This window comes from Pectobacterium fontis (genome assembly GCF_000803215.1).
GTDB classification, from domain to species: domain Bacteria; phylum Pseudomonadota; class Gammaproteobacteria; order Enterobacterales; family Enterobacteriaceae; genus Pectobacterium; species Pectobacterium fontis.
Genome location: NZ_JSXC01000047.1, coordinates 39,935 through 62,976 on the forward strand (window position 1 = coordinate 39,935; position 23,042 = coordinate 62,976).

The 23,042-nt window shown below is 52.4% G+C and carries 17 protein-coding genes; 7 read left to right on the forward strand and 10 right to left on the reverse strand.

Features of this window, described 5'->3' with window-relative positions:
* Positions 1-51: 51 nt before the first annotated feature.
* The 4 genes from OI69_RS16725 (at position 52) to OI69_RS16740 (ending at position 5,209) form a co-directional block, all read left to right on the forward strand.
* Entirely contained in the window at positions 52-2,205 is a 2,154-nt protein-coding gene (locus OI69_RS16725) for a carbon starvation CstA family protein (RefSeq protein ID WP_039352995.1), read from the forward strand.
* A 143-nt stretch (positions 2,206-2,348) separates the two neighbouring features.
* Entirely contained in the window at positions 2,349-2,552 is a 204-nt protein-coding gene (locus OI69_RS16730; RefSeq protein ID WP_039353071.1) for a YbdD/YjiX family protein, read from the forward strand.
* Between the two features lie 16 nt (positions 2,553-2,568).
* Positions 2,569-3,555: a GTPase gene (yjiA, locus tag OI69_RS16735; protein WP_039352998.1), complete on the forward strand. Its 987-nt coding sequence runs from the start codon at positions 2,569-2,571 to the stop codon at positions 3,553-3,555.
* A gap of 271 nt (positions 3,556-3,826) precedes the next feature.
* Positions 3,827-5,209, forward strand: coding sequence for a glycoside hydrolase family 28 protein (locus tag OI69_RS16740; protein WP_039353001.1), 1,383 nt, complete (start codon positions 3,827-3,829; stop codon positions 5,207-5,209).
* A gap of 106 nt (positions 5,210-5,315) precedes the next feature.
* Here OI69_RS16740 and ybaK read toward each other — a convergent pair whose 3' ends face one another.
* The 3 genes from ybaK to copA all read right to left on the reverse strand — a co-directional run bounded on the left by ybaK (position 5,316) and on the right by copA (position 9,553).
* Positions 5,316-5,795 carry a Cys-tRNA(Pro)/Cys-tRNA(Cys) deacylase YbaK gene (ybaK, locus tag OI69_RS16745; RefSeq protein WP_039353004.1) on the reverse strand — a complete coding sequence of 160 codons (480 nt, stop codon included), beginning with the start codon at positions 5,793-5,795 and terminating at the stop codon, positions 5,316-5,318.
* Between the two features lie 71 nt (positions 5,796-5,866).
* Entirely contained in the window at positions 5,867-6,685 is an 819-nt protein-coding gene (locus OI69_RS16750) for a TraB/GumN family protein (protein WP_039353008.1), read from the reverse strand.
* Positions 6,686-6,838: 153 nt separating this feature from the next.
* Complete coding sequence (gene copA / locus OI69_RS16755; RefSeq protein WP_039353011.1) at positions 6,839-9,553, reverse strand: copper-exporting P-type ATPase CopA; 2,715 nt, start codon at positions 9,551-9,553, stop codon at positions 6,839-6,841.
* Positions 9,554-9,669: 116 nt separating this feature from the next.
* Here copA and cueR point away from each other — a divergent pair, with 116 nt between their 5' ends.
* On the forward strand, positions 9,670-10,089 hold the full coding sequence (gene cueR / locus OI69_RS16760; RefSeq protein WP_039353014.1) for a Cu(I)-responsive transcriptional regulator: 420 nt from the start codon (positions 9,670-9,672) through the stop codon (positions 10,087-10,089).
* Positions 10,090-10,104: 15 nt separating this feature from the next.
* On the opposite strand, the gene OI69_RS16765 is transcribed toward cueR, so the two are convergent.
* The 6 genes from OI69_RS16765 to ubiG form a co-directional block, all read right to left on the reverse strand.
* Positions 10,105-10,560, reverse strand: a complete 456-nt coding sequence (locus OI69_RS16765; RefSeq protein WP_039353017.1) for an NfeD family protein — start codon at positions 10,558-10,560, stop codon at positions 10,105-10,107.
* Positions 10,560-11,474 carry an SPFH domain-containing protein gene (locus OI69_RS16770; RefSeq protein ID WP_039353021.1) on the reverse strand — a complete coding sequence of 305 codons (915 nt, stop codon included), beginning with the start codon at positions 11,472-11,474 and terminating at the stop codon, positions 10,560-10,562. Before OI69_RS16770 ends, OI69_RS16765 begins: the two co-directional genes overlap by 1 nt.
* A 140-nt stretch (positions 11,475-11,614) precedes the next feature.
* Positions 11,615-11,875, reverse strand: a complete 261-nt coding sequence (gene yfaE / locus OI69_RS16775; RefSeq protein WP_039353024.1) for a class I ribonucleotide reductase maintenance protein YfaE — start codon at positions 11,873-11,875, stop codon at positions 11,615-11,617.
* 3 nt (positions 11,876-11,878) lie between these two features.
* Complete coding sequence (gene nrdB / locus OI69_RS16780; protein ID WP_039353027.1) at positions 11,879-13,009, reverse strand: class Ia ribonucleoside-diphosphate reductase subunit beta; 1,131 nt, start codon at positions 13,007-13,009, stop codon at positions 11,879-11,881.
* Positions 13,010-13,135: 126 nt separating this feature from the next.
* A complete protein-coding gene (gene nrdA, locus OI69_RS16785) occupies positions 13,136-15,421 on the reverse strand; it encodes a class 1a ribonucleoside-diphosphate reductase subunit alpha (RefSeq protein WP_039353031.1) in 2,286 nt (761 codons plus the stop codon).
* Positions 15,422-15,769: 348 nt separating this feature from the next.
* Complete coding sequence (ubiG, locus tag OI69_RS16790; RefSeq protein WP_039353034.1) at positions 15,770-16,489, reverse strand: bifunctional 2-polyprenyl-6-hydroxyphenol methylase/3-demethylubiquinol 3-O-methyltransferase UbiG; 720 nt, start codon at positions 16,487-16,489, stop codon at positions 15,770-15,772.
* Positions 16,490-16,738: 249 nt separating this feature from the next.
* Here ubiG and gyrA point away from each other — a divergent pair, with 249 nt between their 5' ends.
* Positions 16,739-19,378 carry a DNA topoisomerase (ATP-hydrolyzing) subunit A gene (gene gyrA / locus OI69_RS16795; RefSeq protein WP_039353037.1) on the forward strand — a complete coding sequence of 880 codons (2,640 nt, stop codon included), beginning with the start codon at positions 16,739-16,741 and terminating at the stop codon, positions 19,376-19,378.
* 115 nt (positions 19,379-19,493) lie between these two features.
* Entirely contained in the window at positions 19,494-22,349 is a 2,856-nt protein-coding gene (rcsC, locus tag OI69_RS16800) for a two-component system sensor histidine kinase RcsC (protein WP_072034316.1), read from the forward strand.
* A gap of 36 nt (positions 22,350-22,385) precedes the next feature.
* Here the strand turns inward: rcsC and rcsB are convergent, their stop codons facing one another.
* Positions 22,386-23,036 carry a response regulator transcription factor RcsB gene (gene rcsB, locus OI69_RS16805; protein ID WP_039353043.1) on the reverse strand — a complete coding sequence of 217 codons (651 nt, stop codon included), beginning with the start codon at positions 23,034-23,036 and terminating at the stop codon, positions 22,386-22,388.
* Between the last annotated feature and the right edge of the window lie 6 nt (positions 23,037-23,042).

Consider the following 23,042-nt stretch of genomic DNA (forward strand, 5'->3'; position numbering starts at 1 on the left):
TCCACAGCTAACAAAATCAAACAATTGTAATTTTTAATTGAAGGATGTCTTATGAAGAGCAATTCCATTCTTAAACACATCCCCTGGATGATTCTCGGAATCATCGGGGCTGCTTGCCTCGGCGTAGTCGCACTACGTCGCGGTGAGCATGTCAGTGCATTATGGATTATTGTTGCTTCTGTCGCCGTTTACCTCGTGGCCTATCGATACTACAGCCTGTATATCGCACAAAAAGTCATGAAGCTGGATCCGACCAGAGCAACCCCTGCCGTTGTTAATAACGACGGTCTTAACTATGTGCCGACCAACCGTAACGTGCTGTTCGGACACCACTTTGCCGCTATCGCTGGGGCTGGTCCACTGGTTGGGCCGGTGCTGGCCGCGCAGGTCGGTTACTTGCCGGGCACCTTATGGCTGCTGGCGGGCGTGGTGTTGGCGGGTGCGGTACAGGACTTCATGGTTCTGTTTATCTCAACCCGCCGTAATGGCGCGTCGTTAGGCGAGATCGTTAAGAAAGAACTGGGACCGATCCCTGGCACGATTGCACTGTTCGGCTGCTTCCTTATCATGATCATCATTCTTGCCGTACTGGCGTTGATTGTGGTGAAAGCGCTGGCAGAAAGCCCGTGGGGCGTCTTTACCGTGTGTTCTACGGTGCCAATCGCACTGTTTATGGGTATCTACATGCGCTTTATCCGTCCGGGTAAAGTCGGTGAAATCTCTGTAATCGGTATTGTGCTGCTGGTGCTGGCGATCTGGTTCGGTGGCGTAGTGGCACACGACCCGTACTGGGGTCCGGCGCTGACCTTCAAAGATACGACCATCACCTATACGCTGATTGGCTATGCCTTTGTGTCTGCCCTGTTGCCAGTCTGGTTGATTCTGGCACCGCGTGACTATCTGGCCACTTTCCTGAAAATCGGTGTCATCGTCGGCTTGGCGATTGGTATCGTGATCCTGAACCCCGATCTGAAAATGCCAGCGGTAACGCAGTTTGTCGATGGCACTGGTCCGGTCTGGAAAGGTACGCTGTTCCCATTCCTGTTTATTACTATCGCCTGTGGCGCGGTCTCTGGTTTCCATGCGCTGATTGCGTCCGGTACTACACCGAAACTGCTGGCTAACGAAACCGATGCGCGTTTTATCGGTTATGGCGCGATGTTGATGGAATCCTTCGTTGCGGTGATGGCGCTGGTTGCGGCATCGATCATCGAGCCGGGTCTGTACTTCGCCATGAACACCCCGCCAGCGGCGTTGGGTATTACGATGCCGGATCTGCATCGACTGGGTACGGCAGATGCGCCAATGATTTTGGCACAGTTGCAGGACGTCTCGGCACACGCGGCGGCGACGGTCAGTTCCTGGGGCTTCGTGATTTCTCCTGAGCAGATCCTGCAAACGGCGAAAGATATCGGCGAACCTTCCGTTCTGAACCGTGCAGGTGGCGCACCAACGCTGGCTGTGGGTATCGCACATGTTTTCCACCAGATCATTCCTGGTGCCAATATGGGTTTCTGGTATCACTTCGGTATTCTGTTTGAAGCGCTGTTCATTCTGACGGCACTGGATGCGGGTACGCGTGCGGGTCGCTTCATGTTGCAGGATTTGCTGGGTAACTTTGTCCCGTTCCTGAAGAAAACCGATTCACTGATCGCCGGTATGATTGGTACGGCAGGCTGTGTCGGTCTGTGGGGCTACCTGCTGTATCAAGGCGTGGTTGATCCGCTGGGCGGCGTGAAGAGCCTGTGGCCGCTGTTCGGTATCTCTAACCAGATGCTCGCTGCCGTCGCGCTGATTCTGGGTACGGTGATCCTGATTAAGATGAAACGTACACAGTACATCTGGGTTACGCTGCTGCCGGCAATTTGGCTGCTGATCTGTACGACCTGGGCACTGGGTCTGAAACTGTTCAGCGACAACCCGCAGTTGGAAGGTTTCTTCTATATGGCCAACATGTTCAAGGGCAAAATTGCAGAAGGCGGTGCCGATCTGAGCGCACAGCAGATTGCGAACATGAACCATATCGTGACTAACAACTATACCAACGCCGGCCTGAGCATTCTGTTCCTGATTGTGGTGTACAGCATTATTGCTTACGGTATCAAAGCGGCACTGACTGCGCGTAAAGTGGCTGAACGTACCGATCAGGAAACGCCGTATGTGCCGGTTCCTGAAGGTGGCGTGAAAGTCTCTTCTGGTCACTAAGCCACACATCCGTCAGATTTTGCGAGACAGCTAGCAAGGCTGAACGTGAAAGATGACGGGTACAGATACCCTGTATAATGTATAACGTTATACAGGGTATTTTTTATCTCGCCGCTATCGCAGGCGATAGTCTGGAGGTAATGATGTTTGGCAATCTGGGAAAAGCAGGAAAATATTTGGGCCAGGCGGCGCGTATGCTGGTCGGTATGCCAGACTATGACACCTATGTGCAGCATATGCAGACCAACCACCCAGATAAACCTGTGATGACATATGAAGAATTTTTCCGCGAACGCCAACAGGCGCGTTATGGCGGAGATGGCAAAGGCGGGATGCGCTGCTGTTAACGACTTGGAACCTGTTATGACTCAATCTTTATCCTCTGACGTGACTCAACCTGTTTATGTCACTATTCTGACCGGCTTTCTTGGTGCCGGAAAAACGACCTTATTACGACATATCCTGAATGCAGACCACGGCTACAAAATCGCCGTGATTGAAAACGAATTTGGCGAAGTCCCGATCGACAATACGTTAATCGGCGAACGCGCCAGCCAGATTACGACGTTGAGCAATGGTTGCATCTGCTGCACGCAGTCGAATGAGCTGGCCGATGCGTTGCTCGATCTAATTGATGGCGTGGATAACGGCACGCTGGATTTTGATCATGTCATCATTGAATGCACCGGTATGGCCGATCCTGGCCCCGTGGCGCAAACCTTTTTCTCTCATGAGGTCATTTGCGAACGCTTTGTACTGGACGGCATTATCACGCTGGTGGATGCGGTACATGCGCAACAACAGCTTGATCAGTTCACCATCGCGCAGTCGCAAATTGGCTATGCCGACCGCATACTGCTGACCAAAACCGATGTGGCAAACGAAGACGAAGCGTTGCTACCGCGCCTTCAGCGTATTAATGCGCGTGCACCAATCTACCCGGTAGTGCATGGCGACATCGATCTGAGTGTGCTGTTCAACATCGACGGTTTTGTCCTTAGCGACAAGCTGGACGTGAAGACGCCGGTATTTCGCTTTATTGCTCCCGCGCAGAATAACGTGCAGTCGATCGTCGTATATCTCGATAAGGCAGTTGAGCTTCAGTCTGTTTCCGATGTGATGGAAAATTTGCTGCTGCAATTCTCCGATAATTTGCTGCGTTATAAAGGCATTTTGGCCATTAACGGTGATGACCGCCGCCTACTGTTTCAGGGCGTTCAGCGTTTGTATAGCGCCGACTGGGACAGAGAGTGGCAGCCTGATGAAGAAAGAAAGAGCGTGCTGGTGTTTATTGGTGTGGATTTACCTGAGCAGGAAATCCGTGACGCGTTCGCTCGTCTGACGGCATAACGTTATTTTTCTTATCTGGGTTGGTCATTCAGGCCAGCCCAATCTTTCGATCCAGCTTTCTTTCCTGTCTCTCATTCTGTTTGCATATCAACAAGCAGACAGAGTGTGTATCTATAGATTCGTCGGATGGAAATAGTGCAATTGCATGAAAAAATTCCTACCTTATTGTAATTATTACGAATACATCTAAAACGTGATCGCCTCTCGGTTTTTAATGGAATAGGAGTGGTATTTTATTAAAACGATATTTCATTTTTTAGTGAGGTTAAGTATGCGTAGTGGTCTTGCCCTGTCATTAATGGCTTCCTGCATCACATTGGGTATTCAGGCTGGCACCGCACAAGCGGCCAGCGCAGTAAAATTCCCCGATAAAATTTGTGACGTAACGCAATATGGGGCCGAAGGCCACCGCTTACAGATCGCACTGAATACTCAAGCTTTCCAGAAAGCGATTGATGATTGTGCGGCAGCGGGCGGCGGAACCGTACATGTTCCTCGCGGTAACTACCTGGTCGATCCATTGTTCCTGAAAAGTAATATCAGACTGGATTTAGCCAAGGATGCGACCATCGTTGCATCGACGGAAGAGGCCGCCTATCGCGCGACGGAAGCAACCAAGTATGCCGAAGCGGAAAATGGCTGGCTTCCCTTTATCAGCATTGCTGATGCACAGAATGTGGCTATCACCGGTCAGGGTACGATTGATGGACAAGGTGCCGTGTGGTGGGAGCGCTGGCGTGCCAATATTCGTGCAACCGGCAAAAAAGGGGGGACCGATCGTCCACGCCTGATTTATATCAAAAGCTCTAATAACGTGCTGGTGGATGGTGTCACGCTAACCCATTCTCCGAGTTTCCACGTTGTGATGCGTTACTCGCACGATGTGGATGTGAACGGTACGCGGATTCTGTCGCCGTGGCATGCGCCTAACACGGATGCGATTGACCCGATTGACAGCCAGAACATCCGCATCACCAACAACTATATCGACTGTAATGATGACCATATCGCGATAAAAGCGGAGAAGCCGGATAGCCGCTTCCCGAATGGCGTCGTAGATAACATTTATATCGCCAACAATATCCTGAAGCAGGGACGCGGTATCTCCATCGGCAGCGAAACCTCCGGCGGCGTGAATAATGTGCTGGTTGAAAATAACCAGTTCGAAGGCTCCATGTATGGTATCCGTATTAAGACCCTGCGTGGTAAAGGCGGTGAAGTGAAAAACATCACCTATCGCAATACCAAAATGGTGGATGTCGAAATCCCGCTGGTCTTTGCTGGCTACTACAAAGCGGCGCCAATTGTGCAGGCTGAGGTAGACAAGATGCTGGCCGAAGGCGGCTTCACGATGGGTGAGCAGATTTACCCACCGGATACCGATCCCGCGCAGCCGTTTGATCAATATAAGACGCCACATTTCAGCAATGTGACCATTGAGAATCTGGAGTCGACTGGTAAGACCAAGGCCGCAGCGTACATTATCGGCGTGCCGGAAGCCCCGCTCAGTGGTTTCCACTTTGCTAACGTGCGCATTGATGCGGATAAAGGTATTCGCGTAAGGAATGCAGAGCTGCAAACCAAAGGTCTGACGCTGAATGTCAAAGAAGGCCCAACCATGCAGTTGGATAAAGGGGCGAAAGTCGATCAGTAATCGATTATGAAGCGGTAGCAGGGGACACACTGGCCGTGGAGTCCTCTGCTATCTGCTTCGCTTTGATGCACATCGTCCAGCAATAATGCCCGTTTAATCACGGGCATTAATCATGTTTGGCGATGTCGGCAAAGGTGGCACGCAGCAGTCGCGCCAGATCTTCAGGGGACAGTTCGATGTCCAACCCACGTTTACCACCGGAAATGAAAATCGTACTGAACTGACGTGCCGGTTCATCAATCACCGTCGGCAGTAGTTTTTTTTGTCCTAGCGGGCTAATGCCCCCCACCAGATAACCCGTAACACGCTGAGCGATAGCCGGATCGGCCATATCGGCTTTTTTAGCCGACAGCGCGCGAGCGACTTTCTTGAGATCCAGCATCCCCGCGACCGGTGTGACGGCCACAGCGAGATTTTTCGCCTCGCCATTCAGGGAAACGAGGAGCGTTTTATAGACCTGGTCTTTATTCAGCCCCAGCTTTCTGGCCGCTTCCTCACCAAAGTGGGTTTCATCGCTGTCGTGGTGGTAGCTGTGAAGCGTAAAGGCGACCTTATTCTTTTCGAGCAGATTGACTGCGGGTGTCATGATTTCACTATCCTTAACCCAGTAGTGGGTTCTCTTCTTGCAGACGCGATTGCGCGTCATCATGTGTTCTTTTACGGGGTGACTGCATGACCGTTTTTAAGCAGCGTCGGTAAATTTTCATCGCCATACAGATGAAGTGCGCCGACGGCCACAACGTAGTTTCCCGGCGGTAATGCCTGAAGCTGCTGTTGCCAATGACGGTTGCGCTGACCCATTAGCAGGTCGGTCATTTCATTGCTGAATGTGGCAGGGATGTCCGGCTTATATTGACCGGGCCTGCTGTCTAGCCACCAGCCCACCATGGTTTGCAGTAGACGAGCATTGGTGTGCCAGTGCTTAATCGTATCCTCCAGTAGCAGCAGGCCGCCCTGGGGGAGTTGCTGTAACAGATCAACCTGCGTCTGCTGCCCTTCCAGTTCGATGACCTGAATACCCTGAGATTTTGCGGCATTAATCAACTGATAATCGATGCCGTAGTCGGGACGTAAGCCCAGCAATTGTGCCTGCCGGGCTTGCAGCATCAGCGCGACCTGCCAGCCCGGTAACGTATTGATATGACTCTCATCGAAAGAAAGCGATGCGCAGATTTTTTGTAACTGGTGGTAGTTTTCGGGGCTGAGGCGTTGTACCAGCGGCGGCTCGGCCTCACGATGACCAAAGGGGGAATGAGAATCAGAGATATCAGCCTCGACGATGAGGGCGGTTGCTTGTCGTAGCTGTTGCAGCAGCGTATCGGGCAATGGTGCCATATCCTGACTGCCCATATGAATACTGCCAACCAGATGCAAATTACGTTCGTTGGCAAGCTGAACGTCTATCGCCGGGTAGGCATGAGCCAGCGGCGAAATAAAGCCAAGAAAAGTCGCGATTCTGCGCAGCATTTGCCCCATTGATTCCGTCTCCTGATGTGGGAATAACTATGCTAAACGCTAGATACGCAATAATACAAGGTATACCGCTGGGACAGCCTTCCTGACGCGGTAAGAAAAGTATGAGAAAGAAAGCGTGCGTCATCTTCCGACGAAAATGACGCACTGATGTCACTAGCTTTTAGGCGTAAAACGCAGCAGGCGATTGGCGTTGCTGACGACCGTGATGGAAGAGAGCGCCATGGCAGCACCGGCTACCACCGGGCTGAGCAGCGTTCCGGTGAGCGGATAGAGTATGCCCGCGGCAATCGGGATCCCCAGCGAGTTATAGATAAACGCGCCCAGCAGGTTCTGCTTCATATTACGCAGCGTGGCAGTGGAGAGTGCCAGCGCATCAGCGACACCATGCAGGCTGTGGCGCATCAGTGTGATAGCGGCGGTTTCAATCGCGATATCGCTGCCGCCGCCCATTGCAATCCCAACATCAGCCTGCGCCAGTGCGGGGGCATCGTTGATGCCATCGCCAATCATTGCCACGCGTTTGCCCTGAGCCTGTAGCTTTTTGATGGCTTCCGCTTTGCCATCGGGTAGCACTCCAGCGATCATCTGATCGATGCCCGCTTCTTTCGCGATGCTCTTCGCGGTGAGTGGGTTATCCCCCGTTAGCATCACAAGCTGATAGCCCTGCCGATGTAAGCGCTGTAAGGCGCTGACGCTATCTGCTCGAAGCGGATCGTGGATAGAGAACACCGCGATGATGCGACCATTCGCCGCAAGCAGTACTGGTGTGACACCGCACTGAGCCTGTTCGTTGATCAGCATTTCCCCTGCGCTGATATCCACCTGATGCTGCTGGAGCAGCGCAGGATTTCCCAGCAACAGATTGGCGTCGCCCATCGTGCCACTGACGCCGAGGCCGCGCAGCGTGCGAAACTGCTCGATTGGCGTTAGCGTAATATTCTCTGCCTCTGCGCATGCAAGAATCGCTTTTGCCAGCGGGTGATTAGCGCCCTGTTCCAGCGAAGCTGCCCAGATCAGCGCCTGTGCTTCCGTCACCTCACTGAATGTGTGAATCGCTACGACGCGCGGCTGTCCTTCGGTTAGCGTACCGGTTTTGTCAAACACCAGCACATCCAGCGTGCTGGCCTGCTGTAGGGCATCGGCATCCCGTACCAGCACGCCAAATTCTGCGGCACGTCCAACACCGGAAATAATCGACATCGGCGTTGCCAGCCCCAGCGCACAAGGGCAGGCAATGATCAGAACGGTAGTGACGATAATGAGCGTATAGACCATCTGTGGCTGTGGCCCGACAAAAAACCAGATCGCGCCGCTAAGCAGGGCGATAGCCACCACGACGGGAACAAACACGGCAGAAATACGATCCGCTAACTGCCCGATAGCAGGCTTACTGCTTTGTGCCTGCCGTACCAGCCGGATAATACGTGACAGGGTGGTTTGGTTGCCGATGGCATCTGCCCGAAAGAGGACGCTGCCGTCGGAAACCAGCGTGCCTGCGTGAACTGTATCGCCAGATGTTTTAGCTTGTGGGATCGCTTCCCCGGTCAGCATGGCTTCATCCACCCATACCTCACCTTGCAAAATCTCACCGTCGACAGGAATACGATCGCCGGTAGTCAGGCGCAGTGTCATGCCGGACTGCACCTCGGACAGCGGAATGGATTTCTCGCCTTCCGGTGTGACGACGCGGGCGGTGGGCGGTGTCAAATCCAGTAGCCGTTCTAACGCACGAGAGGATCGCTGGCGGGCACGCTGCTCCAGCGCATGACCCAGATTGATTAAACCGATGATCATGGCGCTGGCTTCGTAGTAAAGATGACGTGCCGCCATCGGGAAAAGGTCCGGCCACAGGTTAACGGTAATTGAATACAGCCAGGCAGCGCCCGTTCCCAGTGCGACCAGCGTATCCATGGTCGCGGCACCGTTTTTCAGGCTGCGCCAGGCGTTACGATAAAAATGACCACCTGCTAAGATCATCACCGTCAGCGTTAAAATACCGATCGCTAACCACGGTATTTGGTTTTCCGGCGTCAGGCTCATGCTGCCGCCCAGCACGCCCCATAGCATCAGCGGGATACCCAGCAGTAAACCCAGCGTGGCCTGCCATTGAAAACGGCGGATAGCCTGCTGAGCGGTATACTGTTGGCGGGCGCGGCGCGCTTCTTCGTCCTGAATAATTTCCGCGCCATACCCGGCTTGTTCAACGGCGGCAATGAGTGCTTCCGGTGCGACGTGACCGCTGACTAACGCACTGCGCTCTGCAAGGTTCACACGCGCCTGCGTGACGCCGTCGACGTTTTGCAGCGCCGTCTGTACGCGGTTGACGCAACTGGCGCAGCTCATGCCCTGAAGCAGAAGCTGCACGCTGTCGTCATCATTGATGGTTGCCGGAAGAATTTTCTCGGCCGCTGGCAGCGTTTCCGGCGTCGTCGCTACCTGTGCCAGCGGCTCAGTTTTTGGGTGAACGTTCTCCTGCACGCTGGCGTGATAGCCCGCTTCTTCAATAGCGTGAATCAGTACCGCAGCTTCAACGTTGCCATACACCGTCGCCTGCTCGGTAGTGACATCTGTCGCCACAACGTCGGGAATAGCTTCCAGTACTTTACGCGTCGCCATAACACAGTGGTTGCAGCTTAGGCCGGAAAGCTGAAGAGAGACATCCGGCGCGGTGGCAAGCTGTGCGTCGTAGCCAGCTTGCTCGATCGTGTCGATCAATGTCTGGGAATCAACATCGCCGCTGACGCTGGCATAATGCTGCGTAACGTGGGTTTTTTCGACTGCTGGCAGCGCGTCCAGCGCTTTTTTAACGCGTTGCACACAGTGCCCGCAGGTTAATCCCTGCAATGACAATACGAGGGTTGGTGACATGATAATTTTCTCCCGTGATCACAGCCGGAGGCAAAAGACGTTGACCGGCTATCTGATTTCTACTAGTTATTGGGTAAGGTAAACCTTCTAGCAAGGGGAGGGTCAAGGGGGAAATCATGAATATTAGTGATGTGGCAAAAAAAACCGGGTTGACCAGTAAAACCATTCGCTTCTATGAAGAAAAAGAGCTGCTGACTACACCGCTGCGTTCTGAAAACGGTTACCGCAGTTACGATGAGCACCACGTTGAAGAACTAACGCTGCTGCGTCAGGCACGTCAGGTCGGTTTTAATCTGGATGAATGCCGGGAACTGGTGACGCTATTTAACGATCCGCTGCGGCGGAGTGCGGATGTTAAATCTCGGACTATGCAAAAAGTGCAGGAAATCGAGGAACATATCGAAGAGTTGAAGGCGATGCGTGAGCGCTTACTGATGTTAGCGGAACAGTGTCCAGGGGACGGCGGAGCGGAGTGTCCAATCATCAATAATCTGGCGGGATGTTGTCATTCAGGGGGAAAATCCTCCCCCGAATGACAGAGCAAAATCCGATCAGGTCGTCACCTGACGTACATGCAACGTGATACCTTCAACAGCGAACACTTCAATGTGCGTACCAGCGGCTAAATCCTGTGCTGATTTGACACGCCAGGTTCCGTCGCCGATACGAACGCGTCCAAGCCCATCGACGATAGGTTCACTCAATGTTGCTCGTAAGCCGACGAGCTGTTGCCCGCGTTGGTTTAGTGAACTCTGTGGTTGTGCCAACGTTCTCTTGCGTAACCAGTACCACCAGAGCAGCGCGATAGTCATGGTCAGCACAGCAAATGCAGTTCCTTGCCACTGCCATGAGAACGGCATAGCCCAGACCAGCAGCCCGACGAATAGGGCAGAAACGCCACTCCAGAGTAGATAACCACTGGCACCCAGCATTTCGGCGGCTAACAGCAGACCGCCGAGCGACAGCCAGAACCAGTGCGCATTTTCCATCACCAGTCCAATGTCCATTATTGACTCCGATTATTTGTGCTGTCCTTGATGAGTTCAGTGATACCGCCAATCGCTCCCATCAGATTGCTGGCTTCCAACGGCATCATGATCACTTTGCTGTTATTAGAGGAGCCGATCTGCTGTAAGGCATCGGTGTATTTTTGCGCGACAAAATAGTTAATTGCCTGAATGTTACCCGCCGCAATGGCTTCGGACACCATTTTGGTCGCCTGGGCTTCCGCTTCTGCCGCACGTTCACGCGCTTCTGCTTCCAGGAACGCGGATTGGCGCTGGCCTTCAGCTTTGAGAATTTGCGACTGTTTTTCGCCTTCGGCTTTCAGTATCGCCGCCTGACGCACCCCTTCAGCCTCCAGAATATCGGCACGCTTGTTACGCTCAGCCTTCATCTGCGCGTTCATGGCGGCAATCAGTTCAGCGGGCGGGCGCACATCGCGTATCTCGATGCGGGTGATTTTTACCCCCCATGGGTTAGTGGCCTCATCAACAATGTGCAGCAGGCGCGTGTTGATGCTATCACGCTGGGACAGCATTTCGTCCAGCTCCATCGATCCCAGTACCGTACGGAAGTTGGTCATGGTGAGGTTGACGATAGCCTGTTCCAGATTGCTCACTTCATAGGCGGCTCGCGCGGGATCGATCACCTGAATAAAACACACGGCATCAATGGCCACATTGGCGTTATCGCGTGAGATAATTTCCTGAGAGGGGATATCTAAGACCTGTTCCATCATGTTGATTTTACGACCAACGCGATCCATAAACGGCACGACCAGATTGAGTCCTGGCATCAGCGTTTTGGTATAGCGCCCAAACCGTTCCACAGTCCATTGGTATCCCTGGGGTACGATTTTGATGCCTGACCAGACGACGATGAGCGCAACAAAGATCAAAATAGGAATGACGGTGAGCATATTCTAAAACCTCCAGGTTGTTTTAAATAGGGCGAAGACAGTTTCAACGCATAGTGTAACCCACTTGGGAAGGAAGTCAGGCAGGAAATGCGCCCGCCAGTAAGCGCAGAAGGGAGAATGTCCCTGTGACGCGGCGGGCGCTAAATATCGAGTTCGATATCTCCCTGCGGCATACAGCAGCAGGGCAGGATCTCATCCTGTTGGATGCAGGCCAGCGGGGTTTGGCGATATGCGACTCTGCCTTTTACCAGACGTAGCCGACAAGAGCCGCAATAGCCGGATCGGCACTGGTATTCAATGCTGACGCGATGGGATTCCAGCACATCCAGCAGGGAGGGGCCGTCGTCTGAGCAGGAAAACTGCGCACCGGATGTGCGCAGCGTAATCGTTGGATGGCTCATCGGTTACAGTTGGAAATCGCTCAGATCGTCGTCGCTGATTTCTGAATCGATCTGGCCGACCAGATAGGAGCTGACTTCGACTTCCTGCGGCGCAACCTGCACGTTATCGGATACCAGCCAGGCATTGATCCACGGAATGGGGTTGGTGCGTGTCTGGAACGGCAGCGGCAGCCCAACCGCCTGCATACGGATATTGGTGATGTATTCCACGTATTGGCACAGAATATCTTTGTTCAGGCCAATCATTGAGCCGTCGCGGAACAGGTATTCTGCCCACTCTTTTTCTTGCTGAGCCGCGAGTACGAACAGGTCATAGCACTCCTGCTGACACTCTTCGGCAATCTGCGCCATTTCCGGGTCGTCATGGCCGGAACGCATCAAATTCAGCATGTGCTGTGTGCCAGTCAGGTGCAGCGCTTCATCACGGGCGATCAGCTTGATGATTTTGGCATTGCCTTCCATCAGTTCACGTTCCGCAAAAGCAAACGAGCAGGCAAAGCTAACGTAGAAGCGAATAGCTTCCAGCGCGTTCACGCTCATCAGGCACAGATATAGCTGCTTTTTTAGCGTATGCAGGTTCACGGTTACGGTCTTGCCGTTAACCTGATGCGTTCCTTCACCCAGCAGATGATAGTAGCTGGTCATCTCAATCAGTGAATCGTAATAGCCGGAAATATCCTTGGCGCGCTTCAGGATTTCGTCATTCGTTACGATATCGTCGAACACCAGCGACGGATCGTTCACAATATTACGAATAATGTGGGTGTACGAGCGTGAGTGAATGGTTTCTGAAAACGCCCAGGTTTCTACCCAGGTTTCCAACTCAGGGATCGAAATCAGCGGCAGCAACGCCACGTTCGGGCTACGGCCCTGAATGGAATCCAGCAGGGTCTGGTATTTCAGGTTGCTGATAAAAATATGCTTTTCATGATCCGGCAATGCCTGATAGTCGATGCGATCGCGGGATACGTCCACTTCTTCCGGGCGCCAGAAGAAGGACAGTTGCTTTTCGATCAGCTTTTCGAAAATTTCATATTTTTGCTGATCGAAACGGGCAACGTTAACGGACTGACCGAAAAACATGGGTTCGAGCAATTGGTCGTTTTTATTTTGTGAAAAGGTGGTATAGGCCATGAAATCTCTCCAAAAAATGCCGTGAGCATTTTTTAATGCCGATTGCGGCAGCCCCGTAGGGAGTGGGCAGGGACGCCCGCAGTAAAAGGATGAAAGGCTGCATTGCAGCCTTTCATTATTATTGGCTTAAATCTTACATGCGCCGCCTTCGCAGCCGTCATCCTGCGGCTCTGCCAGCAGGTCGTCCTGCGCGTCTTCTGCACCGTCACGGGTGTTTTGGTAATACAGCGTTTTCACGCCGAATTTATAGGCCGTGACCAGATCTTTCAGCAACTGTTTCATCGGTACTTTGCCAGATGGGAAACGCGCCGGATCGTAGTTGGTGTTAGAAGAAATCGCCTGATCGACAAATTTTTGCATCAGACCCACCAGTTGCAGGTAGCCATCGTTGTTCGGCATTTCCCACAGCAGTTCGTAAGCGTCTTTCAGCGTTTCGTACTCCGGCACCACTTGACGCAGAATACCGTCTTTGGACGCTTTGACACTGATGTGGCCGCGCGGCGGTTCAATGCCATTAGTGGCATTAGAGATCTGAGAGGAGGTTTCTGACGGCATCAGCGCAGACAGCGTGGAGTTACGCAGGCCGTACTCTTTGATGTCGTTACGCAGTGCTTCCCAGTCGAGATGCAGCGGCTCGTTGCAAATCGCATCCAGATCGCGCTTGTAGGTATCGATCGGCAGAAGGCCTTGCGAATAGGTGGTTTCATTGAACCACGGGCAAGCACCTTGCTCGCGTGCCAGCATATTCGATGCCTTCAACAGATAGTACTGAATGGCTTCAAACGTTTTGTGTGTCAGGCCATTGGCGCTGCCATCGGAGTAACGCACGCCGTTTTTCGCCAGATAGTATGCGAAGTTGATCACGCCAATACCCAGCGTGCGGCGGCCCATCGCCCCACGCTCTGCCGCGGTAATCGGATAATCCTGATAGTCCAGCAGGGCATCCAGCGCACGTACGGCCAGCGTCGCCAGCTCTTCCAGATCGTCTAAGCTATCGATCGCGCCGAGGTTGAACGCTGACAGCGTGCACAGCGCGATCTCACCGTTTTCATCATTCACGTCGTTCAGCGGCTTGGTCGGCAGCGCGATTTCCAGACACAGGTTGGATTGGCGAACCGGAGCAATGTGCGGATCGAACGGGCTGTGAGTGTTGCAGTGGTCAACGTTCTGAATATAGATACGGCCAGTGGAAGCCCGCTCCTGCATCATCAGAGAGAACAACTCAACGGCTTTAATACGCTGCTTACGGATGCTGTCATCCTGCTCATACTGTACATACAGGCGTTCGAACTCATCCTGATCGGCGAAGAACGCGTCGTACAGTCCCGGCACGTCAGACGGGCTGAACAGTGTGATCTCTTCACCTTTTACCAGACGCTGATACATCAGTTTGTTCAACTGCACGCCATAGTCGAGATGACGAACGCGGTTGCCTTCTACACCACGGTTGTTTTTCAGCACCAGCAAGCTTTCCACTTCCAGATGCCACAGCGGGTAGAACAGCGTGGCAGCACCGCCGCGTACGCCGCCCTGCGAGCAGGATTTCACCGCCGTCTGGAAATGTTTATAGAACGGAATACAGCCGGTATGGAATGCTTCACCGCCGCGAATTGGGCTACCGAGCGCACGGATGCGACCAGCGTTAATGCCGATCCCTGCACGCTGAGAGACGTATTTCACAATCGCGCTGGAGGTCGCGTTGATGGAGTCCAGGCTGTCGCCACATTCGATCAGCACGCAAGAACTGAACTGACGCGTTGGGGTACGTACACCCGCCATGATCGGCGTCGGCAGAGAAATTTTGAACGTGGAGATCGCGTCATAAAAACGTTTAACGTAGTCCAGACGTGTTTCACGCGGGTAGCCGGAGAACAGGCAGGCGGCGACCAGAATGTACAGGAACTGGGCGCTTTCGTAGATATCACCGGTGACGCGGTTTTGTACCAGATATTTCCCTTCCAACTGTTTAACGGCTGCATAGGAGAAATTCATGTCACGCCAGTGATCGATGAAAGCGTCCATCTGAACGAATTCTTCAGCGCTATAGTCTTCCAGTAAGTGCTTGTCGTACTTGCCCAGTTCCACCATCTTGGTGACGTGGGTCAGCAGGGTTGGCGGCTCAAACTGGCCGTAGGCTTTTTTGCGCAGATGGAAGATAGCCAGACGTGCGGCCAGATATTGGTAATCCGGGCTTTCACGAGAGATCAGATCGGCTGCTGCCTTAATGATGGTTTCATGGATATCAGAGGTTTTGATGCTGTCATAAAACTGAATGTGTGAACGCAGTTCGACCTGAGAAACGGAGACATTGTGTAAACCTTCTGCGGCCCAGGTAATGACGCGGTGGATTTTATCCAAATTAATTTTTTCTTTACTGCCATCGCGTTTGGTAACGAGCAAGCTCTGGTTCATGTTGGGATTTACCTGTTGGTGAAAACGAAAATATCCCCCGTTTATTCACAGAAAAACGCCTGTGACTAACTCTGTGGATAAATACTAGATATAGATATTTTTTGATAACGGGATACTACATGGTGAGTATTGTAGTGTGGATTCTTTGAAGAACAAGAGTTGATTTTTCGTGAATTAAAGGTTTGAGAAATGCGATTTTGTTAAAAAGCTCACCTGATAAGGCCTGTAGCGATGTCAATATTTGATAAGAAAAAGAAAACCGGAAGACTTTGATGGTTTTGGCATCAGGAGGAGAAAGGCGCGCGGCAAAAAAGCCGCGCCGCTTTTAAGAGTATTCTCAATTTTGTGCTATTTTTCGTGGCGAGTATGCAGCATGTAATTCACATCCACATTCGGACCCAGCTTAAAGTGGTCTGTCAGCGGATTATAGTGCAATCCGGTGATATGCCTTTCACGCAGCGCGGTGTCATCAACCCAGCGCATCAGTTCCGCAGGACGGATGAATTTCTTGATATCATGCGTACCGCGCGGCACCATTTTTAGCACGTACTCGGCACCGATAACGGCCATCATCCACGCTTTGGCGTTGCGATTAATGGTGGAGAAAAAGACATGCCCGCCGGGTTTAACCAATTTAGCGCAGGCCTGTACCACGGACTGCGGATCGGGAACGTGCTCCAGCATTTCCATGCAGGTGACAACATCGTAGAGGCCCGGATGCGCCAGGGCGTGCGCTTCTACCGTTTCCTGCACGTAATTGACGGTGACACCGCTTTCCAGCGCATGCAAGCGCGCAACCTGCAACGGCTCGGCACCCATATCCAGCCCGGTGACGTCTGCCCCTTCACGCGCCATGCTCTCCGCTAAAATGCCGCCGCCGCAGCCGACATCCAGCACTTTCTTGCCGAACAGGCCTTCTGCGTGTTGCGAGATATAGCCCAGACGCAGCGGGTTAATGCGGTGCAATGGTTTGAATTCGCCTTCTAAATCCCACCAGCGTGAGGCGATAGCCTCAAATTTGGCAATTTCCTGATGGTCAACGTTCGGAGTTTGATTCTCTACATTCATCTGTCATCACGGCCTTTCGTTATTTTCTACTGCCGCGAGTATACTCCGTTCGTGTCGCAACGTGCAGCGGTGTCGCTTTTCTCTGTGGGATAAACGCCTATTGGGAAAACCGTCAGTGAAGGGCGGAAGGGAGTTTCCCCCGAAACGGCGGTTTGTGATATAATTTTTCACCTTTTGAACCGCTCACCTTACTGAACGGTTCACTTTTCTGAACACGGGTAGATGCCTAAATAGAGGGATAGCGGCTCCATGAGCGACCTTGCCAGAGAAATCACACCGGTCAACATTGAAGAAGAGCTGAAAAGCTCGTATCTGGATTATGCGATGTCCGTTATTGTCGGGCGTGCATTACCGGATGTTCGTGATGGACTGAAACCGGTACACCGCCGCGTACTGTACGCGATGAACGTACTGGGTAACGACTGGAACAAACCGTATAAAAAATCCGCCCGTGTCGTCGGGGATGTCATCGGTAAATACCACCCGCACGGCGACTCTGCCGTTTATGAAACCATCGTGCGTATGGCGCAGCCTTTCTCACTGCGCTACATGCTGGTTGATGGTCAGGGCAACTTCGGTTCGATTGACGGCGACTCCGCGGCGGCGATGCGTTATACCGAAATTCGCATGGCGAAAATTGCTCATGAACTGCTGGCCGATCTCGAAAAAGAGACGGTTGATTTTGTGCCGAACTATGACGGCACCGAGCAGATCCCTGACGTCATGCCAACGCGTATTCCCAACCTGCTGGTTAACGGTTCCTCCGGTATCGCCGTTGGGATGGCCACGAACATTCCACCGCACAACCTGACGGAAGTCGTGAACGGCTGTCTGGCGTATATCGACGATGAAAACATCAGCCTGGAAGGGTTGATGGAACACATCAAAGGCCCGGACTTCCCGACAGCGGCGATCATCAATGGCCGCCGTGGCATTGAAGAAGCCTATCGTACCGGGCGCGGCAAAATTTACATCCGTGCGCGTGCTGAAGTGGAAGCCGACGCGAAAACCGGACGTGAAACCATTATCGTGCATGAAATTCCTTATCAGGTGAACAAAGCGCGCCTGATTGAGAAAATTGCCGAGCTGGTGAAAGATAAGCGTATCGAAGGTATTAGCGCACTGCGTGACGAATCCGATAAAGACGGGATGCGTATCGTTATCGAGATTAAGCGTGACGCTGTGGGTGAAGTGGTTCTGAATAACCTGTATTCCCAGACGCAGCTTCAGACCTCATTCGGCATCAACATGGTTGCCCTGCATCAGGGCCAGCCGAAGATTATGCCGCTAAAGGACATTCTGGTTGCGTTTGTGCGCCATCGTCGTGAAGTGGTGACGCGTCGTACCATTTTTGAACTGCGTAAAGCCCGCGACCGTGCCCATATTCTGGAAGGTTTGGCGATTGCGCTGGCGAACATCGATCCGATTATCGAACTGATTCGCCGCGCGCCATCACCGGCTGAGGCCAAAGCCTCGTTGATCGCACAAGCCTGGGAACTGGGCAGCGTGGCTGCCATGCTGGAACGTGCGGGCGATGATGCGGCGCGCCCTGAGTGGCTGGAGCCAGAGTTCGGCATCCGTGACGGTCGCTACTACCTGACAGAACCGCAGGCGCAAGCCATCCTGGATCTGCGTTTGCAGAAACTGACCGGGATGGAACACGAGAAGCTGCTGGATGAATATAAAGCGCTGCTGGCAGAAATCGCCGAGCTGCTTTATATCCTCAATAGCCCTGAGCGCCTGATGGAAGTGATCCGCGAAGAGCTGGAAGCGATCAAAACGCAGTACAGCGACGAGCGTCGTACCGAGATCACCGCGAATACCGCGGATATCAACATCGAAGATCTGATCAATCAGGAAGATGTTGTCGTCACCCTGTCTCACCAGGGCTATGTGAAGTATCAGCCACTGAGCGATTACGAAGCCCAGCGCCGTGGGGGCAAAGGGAAGTCTGCTGCACGTATAAAAGAAGAAGATTTTATCGATCGTCTGCTGGTGGCGAACACCCACGACACGATTCTGTGCTTCTCCAGCCGTGGTCGTCTGTACTGGATGAAGGTGTACCAACTGCCGGAAGCCAGCCGTGGTGCCCGTGGTCGTCCTATCGTCAACCTGCTGCCGCTTGAAGCGGATGAGCGTATCACGGCGATTCTGCCGGTACGTGAATACGAAGAAGGTCGCCACATCTTTATGGCAACCGCCAGCGGTACGGTGAAGAAAACGGCGCTGACGGAATTCAGCCGCCCACGTAGTGCAGGGATCATCGCAGTTAACCTGAACGACGGTGACGAGCTGATTGGCGTTGATCTGACCGACGGTAGCAATGAAGTGATGCTGTTCTCCGCAGAAGGTAAAGTGGTTCGCTTCTCCGAACAGGCGGTACGTTCCATGGGTCGTACGGCAACGGGCGTCCGGGGTATCAATCTGCAAGGCGAAGATCGCGTGGTGTCACTGATCATTCCTCGCGGTGAGGGGGATATCCTGACCGTTACGCAAAACGGCTTTGGTAAACGTACTGCCGTGAGCGAATACCCGACCAAGTCGCGTGCGACGAAAGGGGTGATCTCTATCAAGGTCAGCGAGCGTAACGGTAAAGTGGTTGGCGCGGTTCAGGTTGATGCCGCAGACCAGATCATGATGATCACCGACGCCGGAACGCTGGTGCGTACTCGCGTGTCTGAAGTCAGCATCGTTGGCCGTAACACGCAGGGTGTCACGCTGATTCGTACGGCGGAAGACGAAAATGTTGTCGGCCTGCAACGTGTTGCCGAACCGGTAGAAGATGAAGAGCTGGATGGCGTGGTCAATGTTGAAGGCGAAATCGCCGAAGACGACGATGTTATCGATGACATTGATGGCGATGATGATATCGCTGAAGATGACGAATAAGCCTGTTCCTTAAACTGTTATGGGTTGAGTAAGCCAGCGCGATGCGCTGGCTTTTTTTATCGACTCTCGGTAGTGTATCCGCAAACGGGTTCTCCCACTATGCAACGGTATCCACTTGAAATATCTCGCCTCATTCCACACAACTTTAAAGGTATCCCGCTATTTATTTCGGGTTCTGGCGATCATGCTGTGGGTGTTGGGGGCGCTGATATCCGTTTTCTATGTCACTAAAGTCTTGAATGAAAAAGAGTCAGGGCTGCGGCAGGAATATAATCTCAGTTTTGATCAGTCGCAGGGCTACATCCGACATGCATCGGATATTGTGCGCGAACTTCAATATCTGGCGACAAATCGTCTGGTGCTGGCGAGAGAAAAAGCAGAGCCGCCAACGGAAAGTGGCCCCGGTGTTTCCGTGTATGCGCTGGCGTCTGGCGCAACCTGTTCCACGCAATATGGCGGGAATGCGGCGCTGATCTCACTGAGTCACTTTTTCAACGATTGGCAGGATAATTTCTCTGCGGTCTACGATCTTAATCGGGTCTTTTTTGTTGGCGGCGATCGGCGTTGTATGGTTGATTTTGGCATTCGCAACCAGTCGCTTGATCGTGATAACTTGCTTAAAAACGTGCAGGATCGTTTTCAGGATCAGAAGAGGAATCGCACCCAAACCGGACGTGACGAAACGATCTACTGGATTACCCCCGCCTCTATCCCCGACGTCGGCTATTTGTATGCACTGACGCCAATTTATGTGGATAACAAGCTGGAAGTCATCATGGGGATTGAACAGACGATTCGTCTGGATGACTTCGTTGCCGTGGGTAAATTTCCCATCAATGCCCGGCTGTTGGATCAATATAATCAGATTGTTTTACAGTTTTCCGACAATAAGGGGCGCTATCTGTCTTCGGTAGACAGCTATCCCTCTGAACATAACTATTTTGGCTATGTGAATGGTTATGATGAACTCATTCTGAAGAAATCACTGCCGCCGACGTCATTCAGCATTGTGTATTCACTGCCATTGAAGGTGCTGCTTTCCCACATCAGCGCTTTGATGATCAATATGCTCGTGCTGAATGTGCTATCGGCTATTTTGCTGTTTGTGTTGGCGCTGGTGTTTGAGCGGAAAATGCTGTTGCCTGCGGAAGTGAATGCGTTCCAGTTGGAGGAAAACGAGCAATTCAACCGCAAAATTGTGGCGTCGGCGCCCGTGGGGATTTGCATCCTGCGTATTCATGACGGTACGAATATCCTCAGTAACGAGCTGGCGCATAATTATCTCAACCTGCTTACCCACGAAGATAGGCTGCGTATTACCCGTATTATTTGTGAGCAGCAGTCCAAGTTTGTCGATGTCATGACCAGCCGCAACCATCACTTGCAAATCAGTTTTGTCCATTCACGCTATCGTAATGAAAATGTGGCGATTTGCGTGCTGTTGGACGTTAGTGCGCGTGTCAGAATGGAAGAGTCATTACAGGAAATGGCGAATGCCGCGGAGCAAGCCAGCCAATCGAAATCGATGTTCCTTGCTACCGTCAGCCATGAATTGCGTACGCCGCTTTACGGGATTATCGGTAATCTCGATCTACTGCAAACCAAATCGCTGCCGCAGGACGCCAATCGTCTGGTGGCGGCAATGAACAACTCCTCTTCACTGCTGCTGAAAATTATCAGCGATATCCTCGATTTTTCCAAAATTGAGTCAGAGCAGTTGAAAATAGAACCTTGTGAATTCGCGCCGCACGAAGTAATTAGCCATATCACCAGCAACTATCTCCCGTTGGTGGTGAAAAAGCGGCTGACGCTGTACTGCTTTATTGATCCTAATGTGCCTGCCAGCCTGTTCGGCGATCCCGTTCGTTTGCAGCAGGTGTTATCTAACCTGTTGAGTAACGCGATAAAATTCACGGATACTGGCTGCATCATTTTTGAAGCCGGCTGTCGTGATGGCTATCTCGAATTTGTGGTGCGTGACACTGGCGTGGGTATTCAACCGCGTGAAGCGGTGAAGCTATTCGATCCGTTCTTTCAGGCGGGAAGTGGTGTACAGCGTCATTTTCAGGGCACAGGGTTAGGGCTGGCCATTTGTGAAAAGCTGGTCAACCTGATGGACGGAGACATTACGATTGAATCAGAACCCGGGCTTGGCAGCCTGTTTGGCATCAGAATCCCGCTGTATAAAGCACGCTATGCCCCTGCGGCGATCAACGCCAGTCTACAAGGAAAAATGTGCTGGTTGAGAGTGCGTAATGTCCGGCTGGAAGCATACCTACAGACTTTGTTGCAGGGGCAGGGTGTACAGGCGGTACGTTACCAAAATCAAATGGTGTCGCCTGATGATGTAATGATTAGTGATTACACATCGACAGACAATATTGCCGCCCGAGCGCATATCATGATGAGCGGCGCGCATAATGGCGCGGCACAGGAAGTGAGCGAAGGGAACTGGGTACAAGGTACTTCCACTCCGCAACATTTGCCTGATTTGCTGGAGAGAATCTATCGTGCGGAAAGTGAAGACCGGGCTCGCGCGGAGATTTTACCGCCGCTGGCTCATTATGAGCGGGCTGAAAATGGCGATATTATGATTCTGGTGGTGGACGATCACCCGATCAACCGTCGGCTTTTGGCCGATCAGCTTGGTTCTTTGGGTTATCAAGCCATGACAGCGAATGATGGGATAGACGCGCTGGGCGTCTTGAGTAAAAATCATATTGATATTGTGTTGACGGACGTCAATATGCCGAATATGGATGGTTATCTGTTCACACGCCGTATGCGCGAGCAGGGATTACGTTTCCCGGTTATCGGCGTGACGGCGAATGCGTTGGCGGAAGAACGAGATCGTTGTCTTGAGGCGGGGATGGATCACTGTTTGTCAAAACCCGTGACGTTGGAGACGTTGCAGCATGCGCTGTCGTATTACACTCATGTCGTGCGTCAGGCGAGAACGTCAGTGGAATAACCTGCATCAGCGGTGGCCGATGCAGGAGGGAAAGGCTTAGTCTACCTGCGGCGCGCTGCCATTAACGGAAGACAGGTAATTTAGCAGGGCGATATCGTTCTCCACGCCCAGCTTGGTCATCGCCGACTTCTTCTGGCTACTGATCGTCTTGATGCTGCGATTCAGTTTTTTGGCGATTTCGGTGACCAAAAAACCTTCTGCAAATAAACGCAGTACTTCACTTTCTTTCGGGGACAGGCGCTTGTCGCCATAGCCGCTGGCGCTGATTTTCTCCAGCACTTTGGATACGCTGTCTGGCGTGAATTTCTTCCCTTTTTGCAGGGCTGCCAGCGCTTTGGGTAAATCGGTCGGTGCGCCCTGTTTCAGAACGATACCTTCGATATCCAAATCCAGCACGGCGCTCAGAATCGCCGGATTATTGTTCATGGTGAGAACGATAACGGAAAGATGGGGAAAATGGCGCTTAATGTATTTAATGAGGGTAATACCATCGCCATATTTATCGCCAGGCATGGATAAATCGGTGATTAAAACGTTAGCGTCCAGCTTCGGGAGGTTGTTGATCAGCGCGGTTGAGTCTTCAAATTCGCCAACTACATTGACCCATTCAATCTGCTCAAGTGATTTTTTGATGCCAAAAAGGACAATGGGATGGTCGTCGGCAATAATTACGTTTAGGTTACTCATCGTTTT